Source organism: Pedobacter psychrophilus (assembly GCF_001652725.1).
GTDB lineage: Bacteria > Bacteroidota > Bacteroidia > Sphingobacteriales > Sphingobacteriaceae > Pseudopedobacter > Pseudopedobacter psychrophilus.
The window spans coordinates 545,737-567,434 of the sequence record NZ_LWHJ01000011.1; the positions used below are offsets into that span (position 1 = coordinate 545,737).

The following is a 21,698-nucleotide window of genomic DNA, read 5'->3' on the forward strand; positions in this document are numbered from 1 at the left end:
TTTTAAGAAATATGAAAAATTATAAAAAATTATTCGTTATCGTATTTTTTAGTGTGATTTGTTTTACTAACAATTCATGCAAAAAAGACATCACCCAATTTTTAGAAAAAGCACCCGGTGTAGATATTAATGAAAATACAATTTTTTCATCAAGGCAGCAATTAGATATCTTTTTGGCAACAATCTATAAATTTGGTTTGCCTTCTATTTTAGCCTACCGTGATGCATCACTTTCTGCTACAGGTACTATTGTAGATTCAGATGTTATTCATCCTATTTCTTCTAGTTCTGATGAATCTGATGCGTCTCAAGCTTCTTTTATAAATGCAAATCGTTGGAACGAAGGTGCGATTTTGCCAAGTAATATCATAGCAAGAGAAGATTATCGTTTTTATACCCGTTTTATCGCATTACGCCAAATAGCTATTATGCTTAAACGTATTGATGAAGTGCCAGATATAGACATCAACTATAAAAATCAGGTAATTGCAGAAGTTAAATCAATAAGGGCATTTCTTTATTTAGAAATGGTAAAACGTTATGGTGGCATGCCTATCATTGAAGATACTTTTGAGCCCGGTGTAGCAGTGCAAATACCAAGAAACAGTTTGGAAGAAAATATAAATTTTATAGTTAAAGATTGTAATGAGGCAATCGCATTAAACTCACTTCCAGCCCAACAAAGTGCTGCTTTAACTGGTCGTATTACCAAACTAGTGCCTATGGCAATTAAATCAAGAGCATTATTATACGCAGCCAGCCCTTTGTTTAATACCGCAACACCTTATTTACCAATGAATAACGCTGCAGATAATAAGTTTATATGCTATGGAAACTATGATGTAAATAGATGGAAGCTTGCTGCAGATGCTGCAAAAGCAGTTTTAGACGAAGCAGCATTAATAAATGTAAGACTTATTAATGACCCAGCAAACACAAAAGGCAGGTATCCCAATTTGGATATAGATCCGTCTACTAATGCTATTTACGCTTTAGGTAAAGCACCTGTACCGGGTAATTATGAAAAATCTTGGACAGATTATAATAATTCTGAGATTATTTTAGCTTTTCAAGGTTATCCAGCGGCAAATTATGCTAATAACCCTTGGAGATTTATTGCTCCTACATCTACTGGGGTTACATGGTCGGGATTATCCGTAACGCTTAATCATGTAAGTAAATATGAAAAGATGATTGATGGTACGCCACAAACATGGGAGGCAACCGGAGGTGCAGATTTAATGTCTAAATACAGAGAGTTGGACCCAAGGTTTAAACAAAGTATTGCCTATACTACTTCTTATTTTAATGCTACAAATTCTAATATGTCAATTTTTGCCGGTGTTGCAGCAGAAGCAAACTGTTTTGGTGGTAACTGGATGCGTAAACCTATTCCTTTCACAATAAGAAATGGGGGTAGCCCTGCTACAGTGCCCAATGATATTATTTTAAGGTTAAATGAATTTTATTTAAATTATGCAGAAGCATTGAACGAATTTTCAGGACCTAGTACAGAGACTTACACAGCCGTTAATACCATTAGGTCCCGTTCAGGCATGCCCAATTTACCTGCCAACTTATCTCAGCTACAATTTCAAACTCGGGTAAGAAATGAAAGGGCGGTTGAGCTAGCTTTTGATAGTCATCGGTTTTGGGATGTTAGAAGATGGTTAATTGCAGAACAAGAAGGAATAATGAATGGTGCAATGAGGGGCTTGCAAATCACACGAAACGGAACTTCTCCAAATTTCACCTACAGTTGGACACCATATACTTTTGAAACAAGACTTTTTAATAAAAACTTGTATTTACATCCGCTGCCATTATCAGAAGTTTTAAAGGGACAGCTGGTGCAAAACCCGGGATGGTAAAAAAGGTAACAAATTAAAAGTTCTCATTGCCATTTAAAAGGCAATGGATAATTATCATGGTTCATAAAAATATAAATATGAAATTAAAATATTATTATAAAGGTATATTCTTGATATCCATTCTACTAACTGGTTTTAGTTTAATCTCACAAGCCCAGAAGAATGAAACCCGAGATTCGATATTTAAAAGAGATTCTCTACTAAAAGCAGATGGTATGAAACTGCCATTTAGTTTATCACAAAAAAAAGAGGTAAACATTGCATTTGGCACTTTACCGTCGAATTTAGTTACCTCATCAATTTCTACCGTTTCAGGTGATGAGATTAAACAAAATTTTAATACCAATTTAGGTAGTTCTTTGTATGGTAGACTTACCGGATTAACTGTTTCACAACCTAATTCAGAGCCTGGAGCAGCAACTGCTGGTTTTACAATGAGAGGTAGAAATACTTTTGGCGATGGTGATAATTCTCCACTTATTATAATTGACGGATTTATAGGAGGAGGCTCTGGTTTAGGGAGTGTATTTTCCCAGCTACTACCAGAGGAAATAGAAACTATTACGTTACTTAAAGATGCATCTGCAACCGCTATATATGGTGCAAGAGGAGCTAATGGAGTTCTATTAGTTACCACCAAAAAAGGCGGTTATAATTCTTTGAAGGTTGATTTTAGTACAAGACAAGGATTTCAGTATGCTGCTAATTTACCCCAATTTTTAAATGCCGGTGATTATGCCACTCTTTTTAATGAAGGATTACAAAATGATGGACAACCTGTAAGATACTCTCAGGCAGATATTGATGCATATCGTTCTGGTAGCGATCCTATCTTCCATCCTAATGTAAATTGGTATGATGAAGTGTTAAGAGATGTTGTGCCAGTATCGAGTTATAATTTAAACTTTAATGGAGGCGATTCTACTGTAAGGTATTTTGTAATGTTAAATGCACTAGGAAACCAAGGATTATATAAAAATTTTGGGGATGATTTTGAAGAAAGCTCTAATTCTACTTATAACAGATACAATTTTAGGTCTAATGTAGATATCAACCTTTCTAAAAATTTATCAGCTAGTTTTAAACTTGCAGGTTCTTTAGAGCAAAAAGATAATCCGTTTGGGTATACCACAGAGGGTCAATTTAACTTATTAGCTTCGTTACCTCCTAATGCTTTTCCGGTAAGAAACCCCAATGGAACTTATGGAGGAAGTAACATATTTGCAAACCCAGTTGCAAACCTAGAAAGTACCGGATTTTACAGTTCAAACAGTCGTACTTTACAAACAGCCCTTCGTTTAACTCAAAAGTTAGATTTCATTACAAAAGGTTTAAATGTCTCTGGAGTAGTTTCTATCAATAACTATTTTATTGCAGGTACGCAAAAAACAAAAGGTTATGGAAGATTTGCTATAACGGGAAAAGATGCAGTTAGTGGAAATCCTACCTATGCACCTATAATTGGGCAAACAACTACACTTTCAGCAGCAGAAATTACTAGAGATCAATATAGAAATTATGAGATACAAGGATCTCTTAATTATGATAGAAAATTTGGTAAACATTACTTAAATGGATTAGCTATGATAAGTACAGATAATTCTATATTAAGCCGTTTATCCGGAGATGTAGGTTCTGGTACCGATCCTTACAAGCATAATTCTTTAGCTGGTAGATTAACTTATGCCTATAATCAAACCTACATTGCAGAATTTTCTGCAGGTTATATGGGCTCTGAAAGATTTGCTGAAGACAGAAGATACGGATTTTTTCCTGCCGGTTCTTTAGGTTGGGTAATATCTAATGAGAGTTTCCTTAGCAAAAACAGTAACATTAATTTTTTAAAATTAAGAGCCTCTTATGGATTAACTGGTAATGATAATATTTACTTAGGCAGCAGTAATGGTAGGTATCCGTTTTTTCAAAACTATAATTTTGATGGATCAGAAGGGGTTTTAGCGAATCCATTTTTTACTTGGGAAAAAGAAAACACTTTAAATTTGGGCTTAGATGCTAAGCTGTTTAAGATATTAGACTTGAATTTTGATATATACAATAGAAAAAGAAGAGATATTTTAGTTTCCCCAACTGGTACTGTGCCTGTTATAATAGGAGCAACGCTACCTTTATTAAATCAAGGAAAAACAACTAGTAAAGGTTTTGAAACATCATTAGGTTTAAATGGCGGCAAAACAAAAAAGCTTAATTATTTTGTATCAACCAATTTCTCGTACTTTAAAAATACCATTGATTTTGATGCTCAAGGTATTCAATTGAACGACGGTTTGGTAAATGCTGGGGCTTTAAATGGACAGCCTAGAAGGTTGAAAGCAATAGGATTTTTTACTCAAGACGAAATCAATCAAAGGGCAACCAACCCTAGTCTTTTCCCTGCACCAATAGATGGAAACGTAAGAGCGGGTGATTTAAAATATCAAGATGTTGGCGGACCTAACGGAATACCGGATGGGATTATTGATGATAATGATTTGATTGCAATTGGAGATCCTGGAATTCCAAGAATAACAGTTGGATTAACTACAGGTTTAAGTTTTAAAAACTTTGATTTAAATATGGTTTTTCAGGCTGTTACCAATAATTCTGTCTATTTAGGTGGGAGTACTTTTCAAGCCTTCCAAAATAATGGTCAGGTAAGTACCATTGCTATAGGTAGATGGACACCAGAGAACGCAGAAACTGCAACATACCCGAGACTTTCGGCTAGCAATAATTTAAATAATTTTAGAAACTCTTCTTTTTGGAATCGTGATGGCAGTTTTATTAAGTTAAGGAGTGCAGAATTGGGATATTCTTTGCCTAGTAAGATTTCTAATAGTGTAAGGGTTAATAATGCGAGATTATTTGTACAGGGTACAAACATATTTTCTTTAGACAAAGTAGAATATGGTGATTCTGAAGCCTTAACAGGTTATCCGGTATTAAAAACGTTTATTGTTGGCGCTAGAATAGGATTTTAGTCTATAAAATAGCATTTGAGCAATTGTTTGTTAAGATCAATTAAAAATTATAAGATGAAAAAAATAATATATATCCTGAGTTTAAACGTCATAATTATAATGGCGGGTTGTCAAAAATTGGACAGGGATTTTGTCACCTCTTTAACTAGAGAGCAGATAAATGCAACATATGGAAACAAATCCAATGAGGTTTTGGGGCTCTATAATTTTATACCAGATGGCATGCTTTACATTGGTGGCAACGCAATGATGGCTTCTGCATCAGACGAGGCAGAACACACTTTTGAAAGAAGTACTATCCAAAGCTTTAACAATGGCAGCTGGAACCAATTTAACAATCCTGATAACGTATGGGGAAACTACTATACTGGTATTAGAAAGGCAAACCAAGTTATTGTCTCTTTAGATGATGTTGATTTAGAACAGTTTAGATTAGATCCCTCTCCGTCTGCCCAAGGGACTTTCCTATCGCGAACAGCAGATATAAAAAGATGGAAATATGAAGCCAGATTTTTAAGGGCTTATTTCTATTTCGAGCTTATAAAGAGATATGGAGGAGTACCGCTTTTAAAAGAAAGCATAGGCTTAGACACTGATTTTACCACTTTAAAGCGTAACACATTACAAGAATGTGTAGATTTTATTTCCAGTGAATGCGATTCTGCTGCCCTTCAATTACCACTACCATATACGGATGTTAATGATATTGGACGAAGAGCAACAAAGTTTGCTGCATTAGCTTTAAAAAGTAGGGTATTATTATATGCAGCAAGCGACTTGTTTAACACACCTACCTGGGCTGGAGGATATTCAAATCCCGAATTAATTTCTTTAAATGGTGTAAACAGAAGTATTAGATGGAGAGCCGCATCAGATGCAGCAAAAGCTTGTATAGATGCCATGTCTACAGTTAATTTGAATGGTTCTTACCAAGGAGTATTTAATAATTTTAATATTCCAGAAATTATTCTAGCCAAAAGAACTACAGCTAATAATACTTTTGAAAGAAATAACTCACCTGTTGGATTTCCCTCGGGCCAAGGTCTTACTACACCTTCTCAAAATCAAGTGGATGCTTATGAAATGAAACCAACAGGTAAACCCATATCAGACGCTACATCAGGATACAATCCTAACAACCCATATCAAAACAGAGATCCACGCTTAGGCTTTACGGTAGCATTAAACAATGTTAATTTCGGGACTCCAGTAAGACCAGTTGAATCTTTTGTGGGTGGTCTAGACGGTTTCCCCTTACCTAATGCAACAAAAACAGGTTACTACCTTAGAAAGTATATACAAGAGAGTTTGAACGTTCAACAAAACCAAACTGGTGTACATAGCTGGATCGTGTTTAGACTACCAGAATTATTTCTGAATTATGCTGAGGCATTAAATGAGGTTGACCCGGGAAATCCAGATATTAAAACCTATGTAGATAGAGTAAGAGCCAGAAGCACAGTAGCAATGCCCGCTTTACCCGCTGGATTGTTGCAATTAGACATGAGAAACAGAATTAAAAATGAAAGAAGAGTAGAGTTTGCATTTGAGGATCATCGTTTTTGGGATGTAAGAAGGTGGATGGAGGCACCACTTTATTTTAATACTCCATTAAGAGGTGTAACTATAACAAGAACTTCTCCTACTGTATTCAGCTATAATTTTATTAATGTAGAAAATAGGGTTTTTGAACCTAAAATGTATTTATACCCAATTCCGCAAAGCGATGTAAATATTGCAACAGGCATACTTCAAAATCCTTTATGGAATTAATTATGTCAATTAATATAAGTGTTACTATAAAATTTATAAAATGAAAAATAAGCTCATTCAAATAAAATCACTATTACTCTTATCCTTTATTATTATAGGATTAATGAGCTCTTGCGAATATAAAGAATATCCTGACTCAGATGTTCCTGAGCAGGCTATTTACATGACATCTGCAGCAGCAGCAACTAGAGCGCCATCTCCAACTGGGTTTTACGATGTTAATAGCGTAGCTATACCAGGTCAGCTGTTCAGGTATGTGGTTGATCCTGTTACAAATCGATTTAATATTAGTTTAGGAATAGGAAGATCTGGAATATCCCTTGAAGGAGACGTTAATGTAAATATTGTTTTAAATGCTGATACCGTTTCAAAACTTAAAACATCAGGGAAATTAGCTGCGGATGTTATGGTATTACCTGCAACGGCGTTTAATTTGCAAACATCCATATTAATGCCAAGTGGAAGTTCAACTACGAGCTTTCCTTTATCTATAGATTTACCCTTCTTAATCAATAATCCAAATACAAGGTTTGCAATAGGAGTGGGAATTACCAGTAATGATAGAAAAGCAACAAAGAATTTGAATACTACAATTGTATTATTAAATACGTCATTTTTATTTCCTGTTTCAAATTTCACCTTTGCTGCAAATACTACTAATCCTAAAATAATAAATTTCACAAATACATCAATAAATGGAGTAAGTAGTACATGGAATTTTGGAGATGGTAGTGCGGTTTCTACAGAAAAATCTCCTATAAAAACTTACTCTAATTCAGGAACTTATAACGTAACGCTTACAACTATTGGTGTTACAGGCGATGCTCAAAAATCTGTTAAAACAACCTCGGTAATTGTAAACTAAAATATATTAGAATGTTAAAGCTTATAATTTTATTAAAGCTACAGTAAGTATAATTAATTATATATCATAAAGTTAAAAATCTAAAAAAAGTGCCACATTTAAACAATAGAAATGATGAATAAATTAAGAATATTAATCGTCCTGTTATTTTCAATAACAATAGTTAGTTGCCAAAAAAATGAATTCGATAAGCAACGAGTTGATGATAAAAATGTTAGTGGCAGTCAAAATTTCAAAACTTATTATGTCTCTCCTTCAGGAAATGATGCAAGTTCTGGTTTAAGCCAATCCACGCCATTTAGAACTTTTGAAAGAGCAGTTTCAGTTACGCAACCAGGAGATTTTGTTTATTTCATGGATGGCTCTTATATTATAAGTAAAACAATAAGCATCTTAACACCAGGTTTACCTGATAACTATATTACTTACGCAGCATTAGCAGGTGCAAAACCAAAATTTATAGCTGCCGGGAATATTTTTGATTCTATTAATATTAACGCATCATACATTAGAATTATTGGTTTGGAACTGCAAGGAAATAATGCAAATATTATACCTAGTGAGGCTTTGGCGGCATACAATGCTGTAAAAGCTGGTGGCACACCAAATGGGTTTTTTAATACAAACGGAATTGCTATTGGTGGACCAAGAACAAATTCGAAACTACCTCATCATGTAGAGGTTAAAGATTGTATTATTCATGATTTTCCAGGAGGGGGATTAGGAGCAATACAGGCTGATTACGTAACGTTCGAAGGAAATACTGTTTATAATAACGCATGGTATAGCATTTATGGACAAAGTGGGATCAGTATTTTAACGCCATTTAATAGCGATAATTCAACAGGATATAAAAATATTGTTAGGGGTAACAAATGTTATGGAAATAAAACAACCATTCCATGGATTCAGGTCGATCGTCTTTCCGATGGTAATGGAATCATAATGGATACAAATAACAGAGAATACAATGCCACCTCTGGAACAGGTTACTATACGGGTAGAACCTTGCTTGAAAATAATGTTAGCTTTAATAATGGTGGTTCGGGTATCCATGCATTTGATTTCCAACATGCCGATATTGTTAATAATACTACTTATAATAATGGCTTAGTAGTTGGGTATGGAAATATATATGCAAGCACTGCTACAGATTGTAAGATCATGAATAATATCATGTATGCCAAACCTGGTGGAAGAGTAAATCAAAGAAATAATTCTGGTGGCGCAAATGTGATTTACAGCAATAATATATATTTTCTTAATGGAGGGCCTGCACCAGAAGTAATGGGAACTAATGATAAAATTGCTGACCCATTATTTATTGCACTTTCTGCTGACCCAGCATTCGCTAACTTTCAATTGCAAGCTTCTAGTCCTGCTGTAAATTATGGAACAAGCGCCTTATTTGCTGCGAAAGATTTTCTTGGCATTGCTCGCCCAAAAGGTACTGCTCCAGATTGTGGAGCTTATGAATCATTTTAACTTTTAAAGTATAATTTAAAAGTTAAAATGATTTATTTATCAAATTAAATATTTAACCTTTTGCTGTTGGTTTATAAATCTTAACACCAACAAAAGATTATATAAGCATTAGAATTTTAGCCGCATTGCAAAATGACTTTTAAAAAAACTTATTATTTAATTTTTGGCATATCCGCTTTACTTTTTTTATCGAGTTCTAAAGTATTTGCTCAAAAAAGTGTACTTACTACTCCTGGAACATTCTCAATAGGGTGTAATTATTGGGCATCTCATGCAGGCACACATATGTGGAGTAATTGGAATAGAGATGTAGTGGAAGCTGATTTTAAACAACTATCTGAAAATGGAATAAAAACGCTAAGGGTTTTCCCACTTTGGCCAGATTTTCAACCAATACAAAGAATTTTCGCAAATGAAGGCCAGCTAAAATATATTGCTTTTAAAGATGGACTTCCTTTGCCGGCAACTGGAGTTGGTAGTAATGGAATGAGTGAAGAACAATTAGGTCATTTTAAGGAAATGGCAGATTTAGCTTCAAAATATAATATTAAATTAATAGTAGGTTTAATTACCGGATGGATGAGCGGTCAACTTTATGTTCCGTCAGCATTAGAAGGGAAAGATATATTAACAGATCCAGAATCATTGATGTGGCAACAGAAATTTGTGACAACATTTGTTTCTCGATTTAAAGATCATCAAGCAATTGTAGCATGGGATTTTGGAAATGAGTGTAATGTGATGCAAGCCTTAGATAATCATTACCAAGCTTATGTTTGGTCTTCTGTGATTTCTGGAGCCATCAAAAGCATCGATCATTCAAGACTAATAGTTTCAGGTATGCACAGTTTAAGCGCTGGTGAATTGGATGCATGGAGGATTAAAGATCAGGGAGCCTTAACAGATCTTTTGACAACACATCCATATTCATTATGGACACCTTACGCAAGCCAGGCTGGAATTAACACCATGAGAACAATTCTACATGGCGCAGCAGAAACTCGTTTATATAGTGATTTAAGCGGGAAACCTTGTATTGTTGAAGAAACCGGAGTGATGGGGCCAATGACCGGGAGTGAGGCTTCCAAATCAGCCTTTGCCAGAACTGCATTGTTTTCAAATTGGGCTCATGAATGTCAAGGTACATTATGGTGGTGCGCTTATGACCAATTAAGTTTACCATTTTCACCTTACAATTATTCGTCTGTAGAAGGCGAATTAGGTTTGATCAAGGAAGATAGAACTCCAAAACCAGTTTTAGCTGAATTTAAAAAGTTTAGCACTTTTATAGATAAACTTCCTTTTAAAGCGCTTCCCACTCGTAAAGCTGAGGCAGTTTGCATTCTAACAGAAGGTCAGGAAAATTGGCCTGTAGCTTATTCGAGTTTCATTTTAGCTAAACAGGCTGGTTTTGATTTCGAATTTCAAAAAGCCAATGAAGAACTGAAAGATGCTAAACTTTATATGTTGCCGTCTATTAAAGGTATCGATCCTGTTTATAAAGATTTTTGGTACAAACTTTTAGAGAAAGTAAAAAATGGTGCAAGTTTATACCTATCAATGGATGATGCGTATTTGCCTACTCTAACAGAACCTTTAGGAATAGAAATCAATACCAATATAATGAGAAGTGGAGAATTAAAATTCACAACTACTTCCCTAATGAAATCTGAATTGAATTTTTCTATGCCCTCTAGTCGTAGATATGATATTAATCCAAAAAATAATTTGGTTTTAGGTAAAGAAGCAGATGGTAATCCAGCTTTCATTGAATCAAACTATGGAAAAGGAAAAATATATTTTCTCACATTTCCTCTAGAAATGAATACCATTAGTAATGCAGGTTCATTTGATGATGGGGCCATTGCCTATAATAACATTTATAAAAAGATAGCTGCCCCTTTAATTGCTGATAGAGTTATACAACAGGAAAACACATCAATAGGTATTACTGAACATTTTATAAATGAGAATGAAGCTGTGGTAATCTTGATCAATTATAATCCTAAGGAAGCAGAAACTGAATTAAAATTAAAAGATGGATGGCGAATAGCAGGTAGTTTATTTGGCAATCAACCAATGAATAACAAATTGAAAATTAATGGCAACGACGCTTTGGTTTTGACCCTTAAAAAATAAATTATAAATAAAAAATTCCCATTTAAAACTACTTACAATTAATACAAGTTTCATGTTTAAAAAATACATCCTACTATCCATTATCGTTTTTTGTCAATGTTTGATAGTGCAGATTTCACTTGCACAAACTATCCCTACTTATTTAAACACAAAGCTATCAACCGAAGAAAGAGTAAATGATTTGGTTTCAAAACTCACGCTAGACCAGAAAATAAAACTTTTAATGTACACCGGAACGGCAATTAAAAATAAAGATTTAGATATTCCAGCCTATAACTGGTGGAACGAATGTTTGCATGGAGTTGCTAGAGCCGGAAGAGCTACCGTTTTCCCCCAAGCTATTGGCTTAGCTGCATCATGGAACACTTCTTTAATTGGAAATGTAGCTACATCAATTTCTGATGAGGCAAGGGCAAAATACGATCATTTTACAGCTTTAAATAAAAGGGGTATGTACCAGGGCTTAAATTTCTGGACACCAAATATCAACATTTTTCGTGATCCAAGATGGGGGAGAGGGATGGAGACGTATGGGGAAGATCCTTTTTTGACAGGAACAATAGCATCCTCTTTTATTAAAGGTTTGCAAGGAAACGATCCTAATTATTTTAAAACCATTGCAACAGTTAAGCATTTCGCTGTACATAGTGGTCCAGAACAATCCCGTCATCGTTTCAATGCCGAAATAACAGATCGTGATTTTTTTGAAACTTACACACCAGCTTTTAAAATGGCTATTCAAGATGCTGGAGTGTATTCTTTAATGTGTGCTTATAATAGTTTTAGAGGAGAACCATGCTGTGGAAGTTCATATCTCTTAGTAGATATTTTACGTAAAAGATGGGGTTTTAATGGTTTTATTGTTACTGATTGTGGTGCAGTGGATGATTTTTTTAAACAAGGAACTCACCAAGTTACACCAACCCCTGAAGAAGCATCAGCCTGGGCTATAAAGGCGGGTGTTGATTTGGAATGTGGTGATATTTTTAAAGCTTTGGATAAAGCAATAGACAAGAAACTGATTACAGAAGCAGAACTGGATGTTGCTATAAAACGTTTGTTTACCGCAAGGTTTAAATTAGGGATGTTTGATAAAAAAGGAGATAATCCGTTTGATAATATTCCTTATTCTGTAGTAGAAAGCCCTAAACACCAAGAACTTTCATTGCAAGCCGCTAAAGAAGCTATAGTATTGCTTAAAAATAGCGATGCTCTACTTCCTTTAAATAAAAACATGAAGACCATAGCTGTAATTGGACCAAATGCCAATGATGAGGAAGTAATGCTGGCAAACTATAATGGTTTTCCAACTCAAACGATAACTCCTTTACAGGGAATAAAAAACAAAATCCCTGGAGCAAAAGTATTATATGCTAAGGGATCTGCACATGCTGAAGGGGCACCAACTTTAGATATTATTTCATCAGCATATTTCTTTCAAGATGCATCAGGTTTAAAACCAGGTCTTAACGCAAAATACTATAATAATATTAAATATAAAGGCGAACCTGTAATTAACCGTGTAGATGATAAAATTGACTTTAATTGGATGGACAAATCGCCAATTGATAACGTGAATGAAGAAGATTTTTCTGCAGTATGGTCGGGGTACATTAAAATACCGGTAAGCGGAGAAATCAATTTTAACATGTTTGGAAGCGAAGAGTATGAGCTTTTAATTGACGGTAAAAGCCAATTTATTTTTTCAAGTATTTATAGCCCGGGTTATAAATCAGTTAATATGAAACTAAAAGAAGGAGAATTTCACAAAATTGATATCAGGTATGCCAGTCGCGGAGCAAATGCACAATTGAGATTATCTTGGGATTTACCTCATCAAAATTTAAAAGAAGAAGCCTTAAAAATTGCTCAACAAGCAGATGTAGTGATTATGTTTATGGGACTTTCCCCAAGATTGGAAGGGGAAGAAATGAATGTAAAATTAGATGGGTTTGATGGTGGCGACAGAACAAAAATCAGTTTGCCTAAAGTACAACAAGACTTGATAAAAGAGGTTAAAGCTTTAGGAAAACCAGTTGTATTGGTATTATTAAACGGAGGTGCTTTAGGTTTAAAATGGGAAAGTGAAAACTTACCAGCTATAGTTGAAGCATGGTATGGTGGACAAAAGGGAGGAGAAGCAATTGCAGATGTCCTTTTTGGAGATTATAATCCTTCTGGGAAATTACCTGTTACGTTTTATGCTTCGGTAGATGATTTGCCCGATTTCGATAACTACGATATGAAAGGCAGAACCTATAAATATTTTACTGGAATGCCGGTTTATAAATTTGGTTATGGCTTAAGTTATACTACGTTTGATTTTAGTAAATTAAATATTAACAAATCTTTAAATATAAACGAGGCTGTTAACCTTACTGTTGATGTTGAAAATAAGGGGAATACAGATGGAGATGAAGTAGTACAAGTTTATTTGAAGCATTTAAATCCAAAAATTCCTACGCCTATTATCGCCTTAAAAGCGTTCCAAAAAATTCATTTAAATAAAGGAGAGAAAAAGACGATTTCTTTCAATCTTAAACCATCAGATTTTTCTGTGATTGAGGATAATGGCGATGAGGTCATTAATGCAGGAAAATTTGAGATTTCTGTAGGAGGCGGACAACCTGGCGATAAGAATTCAAATGCAGTGATAAAGAAAATAGCAATTAAAAAGTAATTGTTTAAGTTTTTAACAATAAGATGTTAAAATTGCCAAATAATCTTTGCCTAATGCAAGTATTATCAAATAAGAAATGTTACGCTGTATTCTATCAAAAAGCAAGCGAAAATATGCTTATCAGGCTGGCGTTTTTAGGAGATTCAATTACTTATAAACCATGTTGGCGGGAAATGATTTGCGATTATTCAAAAGAGAATATTCAACTATGCCATTCATTTTAATACAGCCTGAATTACTTCTTTAGGGAGTATTCCATATTCCTTCAGAATACAGCAAGTTGTATTAAATCCTGGAAAAGTAAATTTATTATTTTTGGACAGCGGTAAACGATAGAGCGAACGGAACCTAAAGTTTGTCTTAAATAAGATGTTTATATGGGGTTATACCCAAACCAAACATTTATTTTAAATATAAATGACATAATTGAAATTACATCAACTATTCAATCCAATCAATATACCATATATGAATTTTCTTAAACTTAACTCAATCATTAAAACAGTTTTCCTTTTATTTCTTGTTGGTCTTTTTAAGCCAGTGTTTTCACAAGATTTAACCTTGGTAAACAACATTGATGGGCGATATAAAATAAGTTTAAACGGACATTGGCAAATACTGATTGACCCTTATGAAAACGGTTTTTATGACTATCGTTTAAAAGAAAGTGATAATGGATATTTTAAAAATGCAAAACCTAAAACAAAGCAAGAACTTATTGAATACGATTTTGTGAAATCGGATTACCTGAACGTACCCGGAGATTGGAATTCACAAAGAGAAAAATTGGAGTTGTATGAAGGTACTGTTTGGTATCAAAAAAGCTTTGACTACTCCGTAAAAAAAGACAAAAGACTTTTCCTTTATTTTGGGGCCTGCAATTATTACAGTATTGTTTATATAAACGGAAAAAAACTTGGAGAACATGAAGGTGGTTTTACTCCTTTTTGTTTTGAAGTTACTGGTAAAGTGAATGAAAAAGAAAACAATATTGTTGTTAAGGTAGATAATAAAAGAAGGGCTGATGGAGTGCCAACTGTAAATACCGATTGGTATAATTACGGTGGAATTACTCGAGACGTTTATTTAGCTGAAACTTCAGAAAATTTTATTCAAGATTATAAATTGAATTTAGAAAAAGGTGATTTTAAAGCCATCCATGTCTCTATAAAATTGAATAAGGAAGAAGTTAAAAACTTAAAATTATCTATTCCGGAATTAAAAATAAATCAACAAATTGAAACTAAAAAAAATGGTGAAGTAAGTTTTACAATTGAGTCAAAGCCAATATTATGGTCTCCAGAAAATCCTAAGCTATATGATGTTTATTTAATTAATGAAACCGATACTTTAAAAGATAGAATAGGCTTTAAAACTATTGAAACCAAAGGACAGGATATATTATTGAATGGTAAATCTGTATTTCTGAAAGGAATTTCCATACATGAAGAAATTCCACAAAGAGAAGGTAGGGCAAATGGGATAGAGGATGCTAAATTACTTTTAAGCTGGGCAAAAGAGTTAGGCTGTAATTATGTAAGGTTGGCTCATTACCCGCACAATGAAGCTATGTTAAGAATGGCTGACGAATTAGGTTTGATGGTTTGGTCAGAAATACCAGTTTATTGGACCATCCATTACGGAGATCCAAAGGTGCTAGTGAAAGCTAAAGATCAATTGAATGCCATGATTACCCAAAATATAAACAGAGCTTCTATTATTATCTGGTCAATGGCTAATGAAACACCAGTTTCGGAGGACAGAAATAATTTCATCAAGAGTTTATGTAGCTATACCCGTTCTTTAGATAATACTAGATTATTGTCTGCCGCCTTAGAGATAAGTCATAAAGATAATAACACAAATATATTAGATGATGTATTAGGAGAATATTTAGATGTATTAGGTTGCAATGAATATCTAGGTTGGTATGAAGGTAAACCAGAAGACGCACTTACGAAGTCATGGAACACAATTTATAATAAACCCATGGTAATTAGTGAATTTGGTGCAGGCGCCTTGTATGGTTTTCATGGAGATAAAGATGAAAGGTTTACAGAGGAATATCAAGAAAATGTATATATCAATCAATTGAAGATGTTGGATAAAATTCCTTTCTTAAGAGGAATGTCTCCTTGGATATTGGCGGATTTCAAATCACCACGTCGTCAATTACATGGTATTCAGGATGGATGGAATCGTAAAGGATTATTGTCAGATAAAGGTTTAAAGAAAAAAGCATGGTTTACTTTAAAAAAATATTATCAAATTAAAAAATAATATAACCCTTATTCAAAATATTTTCCTCAAATAGGGTGTAATTAATACTATAAGTTTTTTAGACTTATGGGTTAAATTATAATAAAAATTATTGTTTTATAAAATCAAATTCATTTTACTCCAAATAAGATTTGAACCTTATTTGGAGCAATTAAATGATCAACTAATAAGTATTAATTTAATTTGATTTTACCCTCTAACTGCTGTTGAAACTTTGAAGGCGTCATTCCAAACTCTTTTTTAAATGCAGTAGTGAAATAGGAGTGTGATGATATACCAACTCGATACATTACCTCTGTCACAGAAACATCTTCATTAGTCATAATCTCCATAGATTTTTTTAACCTAATGGTTCTAATGAATTCATTACTACTTTGACCCGTGATATCTTTTATTTTCTTGTAGAGTTTACTTTTGCTCACCCCAATTTCTCTACTAACGTACTCAATGTTCAATTCAGGTTCTTCTAATTTGTCTTCAATAATTTTCAAAAGCTTATCCATAAAATCTTTATCTTTTGTTGAGTGAACTAAATCTCTTACTTCAACCTGATAATCCTTTAAATAACGCTCTTTAATTTTTTGTTGCTGATTAAACTGATTTTTAATGGTTTGTAATAATAAATCTATGCTCACAGGTTTACTAAAGTAATAATCAGCACCAGATTTAACACCTTGTAAACGGGATTCAAGTGCGTCTTTAGCGGTCAAAAGAATAAATGGAATATGGCTAGTTTCAAAGTCGTCTTTTATAAACCTACAAAAGTCTATTCCATCCATAATAGGCATCATCACATCACTAATAATCAGCGTAGGAGAACCTTCCCTTGCTCTCTCAATTCCTTCTTGACCATCTTTGGCTTCAATAATATAATATTCTTTTTCAAGTATCTCTCTAAAAAAAGTTCTTAACTCATCATTATCATCAACAATTAATATACAGGGTCTTGTTTTATTTTCTGCTTTAGCACTATTAAATGACTGTGCATTTATTGGGAACTGTTGTAAATCTGATTTGAATTGTATACTTTCTATCTGTACTCCAATAACATCATTTTTGTATAGCCAAAGTTCATCTTTTTGATAATCCTTTTCATTGGAAGGAATTGCAATTATAATTTGAGTCCCTTTATTGAGTTCACTATAAACATGTATACTTCCCTTATGCAGAGATATTAAACTTTTAACAAAAGCCAATCCTATTCCTGTGCCCACATGTACATCCGAAACCCTGAAATAAGGTTGAAATAAATGTTGTAATGAGTTTTTAGGAATACCAATACCTGTGTCAGATATAATTACATATACATATTCTTTTCCATGAAATGGGTGCTCCATTTTCACATTCTCTTCAAATTGCGGATTGAACCCCTTAATGGTTGATGTTAATTGTATATTGATTTTACCCTTATCAGGAGTATATTTAAAAGCATTATTTAAAATATTCAATATAATTTTTTCTAATATTTGTCTATCAAACCATGTATTCGAAAATTCTCTCTCTTGAGAAAGTTTGAAATCAAAATGATGTAATATAGCTTGTGCTTTGAAATCTTCTATTATCTCCCTAATAAATGAGGAGAAATTTCCAGGCATTACCTTTAATTTTAGTGCACCAGATTCAGCCTTTCTAAAATCCATTAGTTCACTGATAAGATTTAAAAGCCTATTTGCATTACGGTTAATGGTGTTGTAATGTCTCAGGAATAGTGAATTCTCTTTCATTTTAAAAATCTGTTCCAAAGTTCCCATGATTAGGGTAAGTGGGGTCCTAAATTCATGTGAAATGTTGGTAAAGAACTGTACTTGCAACTGATGCAGTTTTTCTTTATTTTCTTCGTGAATAATACGAAGTTCTTGCCTTCTTTTAAGATAGAGCATGGCAAATATACTTGCTGAAACAAGAATAAATCCTATTATTTTAAACCACCAAGTTAAATAAAATGGAGGGGTGATGATGATATTTACTGAAGTTGAATCAGTATTCCAAAGGCCTTCTGGAGTACTTGATTTAACATAAAATGTATATTTGCCCGGATCTAGGTTGGTATAGTTAGCTTTACGTTGATCGCCAACATAATTCCAGTCTTTATCAAACCCTTTTAATTTATAAGCATAGTTTGTTTTTTTAGGAGTTACGTAATTAAGAGCCGCATAATCAAAAGATATTACTGATTGATTATAATTTAAAACTACACTTCTATTATCTTCTATATATTTTGCAATTGTTATCTTATCCTTACCTGAACTGATACTTTTATTAAATACAGAAAGATCTGTAATATAAATTGGATAACTGTAGTTATATACTTTGATACTATCAGGATAAAAAGTATTAAATCCTTGAAAACCGCCAAAAAACAATTGTCCTTTACTAGACATGAAGGCAGAATTCTGGCAGAATTCCAAACCTTGCAATCCATCTACTCCAGTATATCTCTTTAAATATTTAGTTTCGGGATTAAACTCTATAATCCCATTAGTAGTACCTAACCAAAGATTGCCTTTTGTATCTTCAATGATGGATTGAATTTGTTCTTTAACTAAGTATGGGTTTTTAGAATAAAGTGCGAATTCTTTCTTGTCTTTATTAAAAAGATAAAGACCAGTTTTACCAATCCAAAGCCTTTTTTTACTGTCTGTGTATATAGCTCTCACTGCATCCGTTAGATCTTTTTGTGAGCTATTAAAATAATGGACAAAAGTTTTTTTATTATTTGTTAAACAATTTAAACCACCGTCAAGAGTGCCAAACCATACGTTATTTTCACTATCTTGATGTATACTTTCTACATGTATTCCAGTAAATTTAGTTAGACCATCAGGTGAATTAATGATGCGTTTGAATTTATTAGTTTTAGGATCAAAAGTGTTTAATCCTCCATAAAATGTTCCTACCCAAAATATTCCACTTTTGTCTTCACAAATGATGTATGGATAATTTGAACTAATTGTGGTGTTATCATTAGAATCATGTAGAAAACGAGTGAAATTTTGGGTGCTTTCATTATAACGATTAAGACCACCTCCCCATGTGCCAACCCAGATAACCCCATTCCTATCTTTCATGAGATCTAGGATAGCATCAGATCCAATACTATTGATGTCAGTTGAAGAATATCTCTTTTGATTAAAGATGCCTGCTTTCTCATTGAAAACATTAATGCCTCCACCATCACTACCTACCCAAATTTCCCCTTTATTCGTTTCAATAAATGCTCTAACATCATTATATGAAAGCGCACCTTTCCAAACACCTTTACTATAATTTACGAAATTTGTTGTTTTAGGAGAATAGATATTAACACCACCATGATGAGTACCTACCCAAATGTTTCCTTGTGAATCTTCTAATAGGCATGAGGCTGTTTTGCTAGAAAACGACATAGGTTTTCGCTGATCATTTTCATATCTTAAAAACTGGTCTGCATTTTGAAACTTTAAGTTTAGCCCTCCATTTTCAGTACCTACCCAAATGTTCTTCTGTTTATCAAAAATTATACTTTTAACAACATTGTTCGATAAACTTTTATTATTGTATGGCTCATTTTGAAAATGTTTTAAGGAATTGGTATAGGGGTTAAGAATATAAAGTCCCTTTCCATTTGTTCCTATCCATATTTGCTTTTTATCATCCTTTTTTATTGTAATAATTCTATAACCGTCTAATTCTGCTAACGAAGGGCTAGAACTTTGTTTAATAAAGGATTCTTTTTTAAGGTTAAATTTTTTAACTCCGGCTCCATCCGTTCCCAAATAAAGATTATTAAACTCATCTTCATTAATGGTATTTATTTTATCCTCTAAAGATTCTCTTTGGGCATATGGATTTTTAATGAATGATTTAAATCTTTTTTCTTTTTCATTATACTTATTTAAACCAAAATCTGTTCCTACCCAAATTGTTCCATCTCTATCTTCGTACAAAGCGTATACAATATTGCTGCTGATACTCCCTTTTACTTTAGGATCATGCATATATCTTGTAAAACTATCCGTAAACCTGTCGTAAACATTCAAACCATAATTTGTTGCAATCCAAATTCTGTGTTTTTTGTCTTCTAAAATATAATTAATAAAATTGCTGCTTAAACTAAATTGCTTTTGAGGTTCATTTTTGTAAACTGTGATATGATATCCATCATATCTATTCAATCCGTCTTCAGTACCTAACCATATATAGCCTTTACTATCCTGAAATATACTTGTGACATTGCTACTCGATAAGCCTTGCTCACGTGTAAGATATTTAAATTTTACTTTGTCCGTTTGAGAAAATCCTGATACAGGCAATATAAATATCAGGTAGACAACAAATAATTTAGATAAATGTGAAAAGTAGCTTAAATAAAAACTCATTCGTTTAACCTTGGTTTTGTCAAATTTAAGCTAATTAATTTTATCCTAAAATTCAAATCACAATAAGTTATCAAGTGGCTAAATGATTATCTAATTAATTATTGATTTTACTCTTAATAAATTAACTAATAATATTCAACCTGACTTATGTCAAAGACTACAAGCAAACTATTGTTTTTCTAAATGGGTATATTAATCTATAGTTTTTATTTAATCTGAACTCATTTATTTATTTGAAAATACAGAATTGAGTAAAAGAAATACTTATTACAGCAAATCGATGGCGCCCACTATCTCTTTATTTGCATAGTAAACCAATTATTTAATAACCTATCAATTAATTAAAAGATTAATCAGAAATGATTAATCATTCGCATTTAATGCAATTAATTGATGAAAATCTAAATTTGCTATGTACTCAAATAAACCATGTGCTCAGTGTGAAGACGATCTTACAGAACAACTTAACAAAGGAAGTGAAAAAGCTTTTCAAGTGTTTTATGAAAGGTATCAAAATAGAATTTTCTATTTGGCACTTAGATACTTAAAATGCGAAAGCCAAGCTGAAGAAGTGGTTCAGGAGGTTTTTATGAAACTTTGGTTACATCATTCAGAAATGCAAATAGGAAAACCTATTGAAGCTTGGTTGTACACAGTTGGAAAACATAATATCTTAAATAGGATAAAAAAACAAGCCAATTTTTGGAAAGTACTTGATCAATTAAAAAAGAATCATTCCTTTGAAGATAATTCAATGGAAGAAAAATTTCAATTTGCAGATTATGAATTGATTTTGAACAATACATTAAAATCCCTTTCAAATAAACAGTTAGTTGTTTATAACATGGCGAGAAAGGATAATCTATCATATCACCAGATATCCAAGAAATTAGATATTTCTCCATTAACCGTAAAAACTCATATGTCTAGGGCACTTTGCCATATTCGGTCTGTTATTTTTCCATTAGTAATTGATTAATTTTAATTCGTTTAAAAATAATTGCCAGCAACCTTAGTTATAAATAGAGAATAGCCACTTTAATAGAAACAAAATAACCTTATATCCATTTACCATAAAAGCATCGAATAAAATTTTTAAAAGCATGAATTTCATTTGTAATTTTTGTTATTCCTTTTTTTAAAATAATCATAATATCGATTAGATTTAAGCGATGATGTTTGCTTCGATGATTATTATAAGAAATGAAAATTCCTCTATGGTTAAATTTTAGAACTCTCATATTTACATTCCTTTGCCAATGATTTATA

Annotated in this window: 10 protein-coding genes; 9 read left to right on the forward strand and 1 reads right to left on the reverse strand. The window is 32.9% G+C overall.

Annotated features, from left to right (window positions below; all coding sequences use genetic code 11):
* Positions 1–11 precede the first annotated feature (11 nt).
* The 8 genes from A5893_RS02955 (at position 12) to A5893_RS02990 (ending at position 16,071) form a co-directional block, all read left to right on the forward strand.
* On the forward strand, positions 12–1,871 hold the full coding sequence (locus A5893_RS02955) for a RagB/SusD family nutrient uptake outer membrane protein (protein ID WP_068821045.1): 1,860 nt from the start codon (positions 12–14) through the stop codon (positions 1,869–1,871).
* A 77-nt stretch (positions 1,872–1,948) separates the two neighbouring features.
* On the forward strand, positions 1,949–4,849 hold the full coding sequence (locus A5893_RS02960) for a SusC/RagA family TonB-linked outer membrane protein (RefSeq protein ID WP_068821431.1): 2,901 nt from the start codon (positions 1,949–1,951) through the stop codon (positions 4,847–4,849).
* 54 nt (positions 4,850–4,903) lie between these two features.
* Entirely contained in the window at positions 4,904–6,622 is a 1,719-nt protein-coding gene (locus A5893_RS02965; protein WP_068821046.1) for a RagB/SusD family nutrient uptake outer membrane protein, read from the forward strand.
* A gap of 40 nt (positions 6,623–6,662) precedes the next feature.
* Positions 6,663–7,487 (forward strand): PKD domain-containing protein, encoded by an 825-nt coding sequence (locus tag A5893_RS02970; protein ID WP_082911287.1) that lies wholly within the window; start codon positions 6,663–6,665, stop codon positions 7,485–7,487.
* Between the two features lie 111 nt (positions 7,488–7,598).
* A complete protein-coding gene (locus A5893_RS02975) occupies positions 7,599–8,972 on the forward strand; it encodes a right-handed parallel beta-helix repeat-containing protein (protein ID WP_198342244.1) in 1,374 nt (457 codons plus the stop codon).
* Positions 8,973–9,104: 132 nt separating this feature from the next.
* Entirely contained in the window at positions 9,105–11,111 is a 2,007-nt protein-coding gene (locus A5893_RS02980; protein WP_082911288.1) for a glycoside hydrolase 5 family protein, read from the forward strand.
* Positions 11,112–11,217: 106 nt separating this feature from the next.
* Positions 11,218–13,791 (forward strand): glycoside hydrolase family 3 C-terminal domain-containing protein, encoded by a 2,574-nt coding sequence (locus A5893_RS02985; RefSeq protein WP_198342245.1) that lies wholly within the window; start codon positions 11,218–11,220, stop codon positions 13,789–13,791.
* Positions 13,792–14,259: 468 nt separating this feature from the next.
* Complete coding sequence (locus tag A5893_RS02990; protein WP_068821049.1) at positions 14,260–16,071, forward strand: glycoside hydrolase family 2 protein; 1,812 nt, start codon at positions 14,260–14,262, stop codon at positions 16,069–16,071.
* Between the two features lie 173 nt (positions 16,072–16,244).
* On the opposite strand, the gene A5893_RS02995 is transcribed toward A5893_RS02990, so the two are convergent.
* Complete coding sequence (locus A5893_RS02995; protein ID WP_082911289.1) at positions 16,245–20,429, reverse strand: hybrid sensor histidine kinase/response regulator transcription factor; 4,185 nt, start codon at positions 20,427–20,429, stop codon at positions 16,245–16,247.
* Positions 20,430–20,841: 412 nt separating this feature from the next.
* Here A5893_RS02995 and A5893_RS03000 point away from each other — a divergent pair, with 412 nt between their 5' ends.
* On the forward strand, positions 20,842–21,408 hold the full coding sequence (locus A5893_RS03000) for an RNA polymerase sigma factor (protein ID WP_068821050.1): 567 nt from the start codon (positions 20,842–20,844) through the stop codon (positions 21,406–21,408).
* Positions 21,409–21,698: the final 290 nt, after the last annotated feature.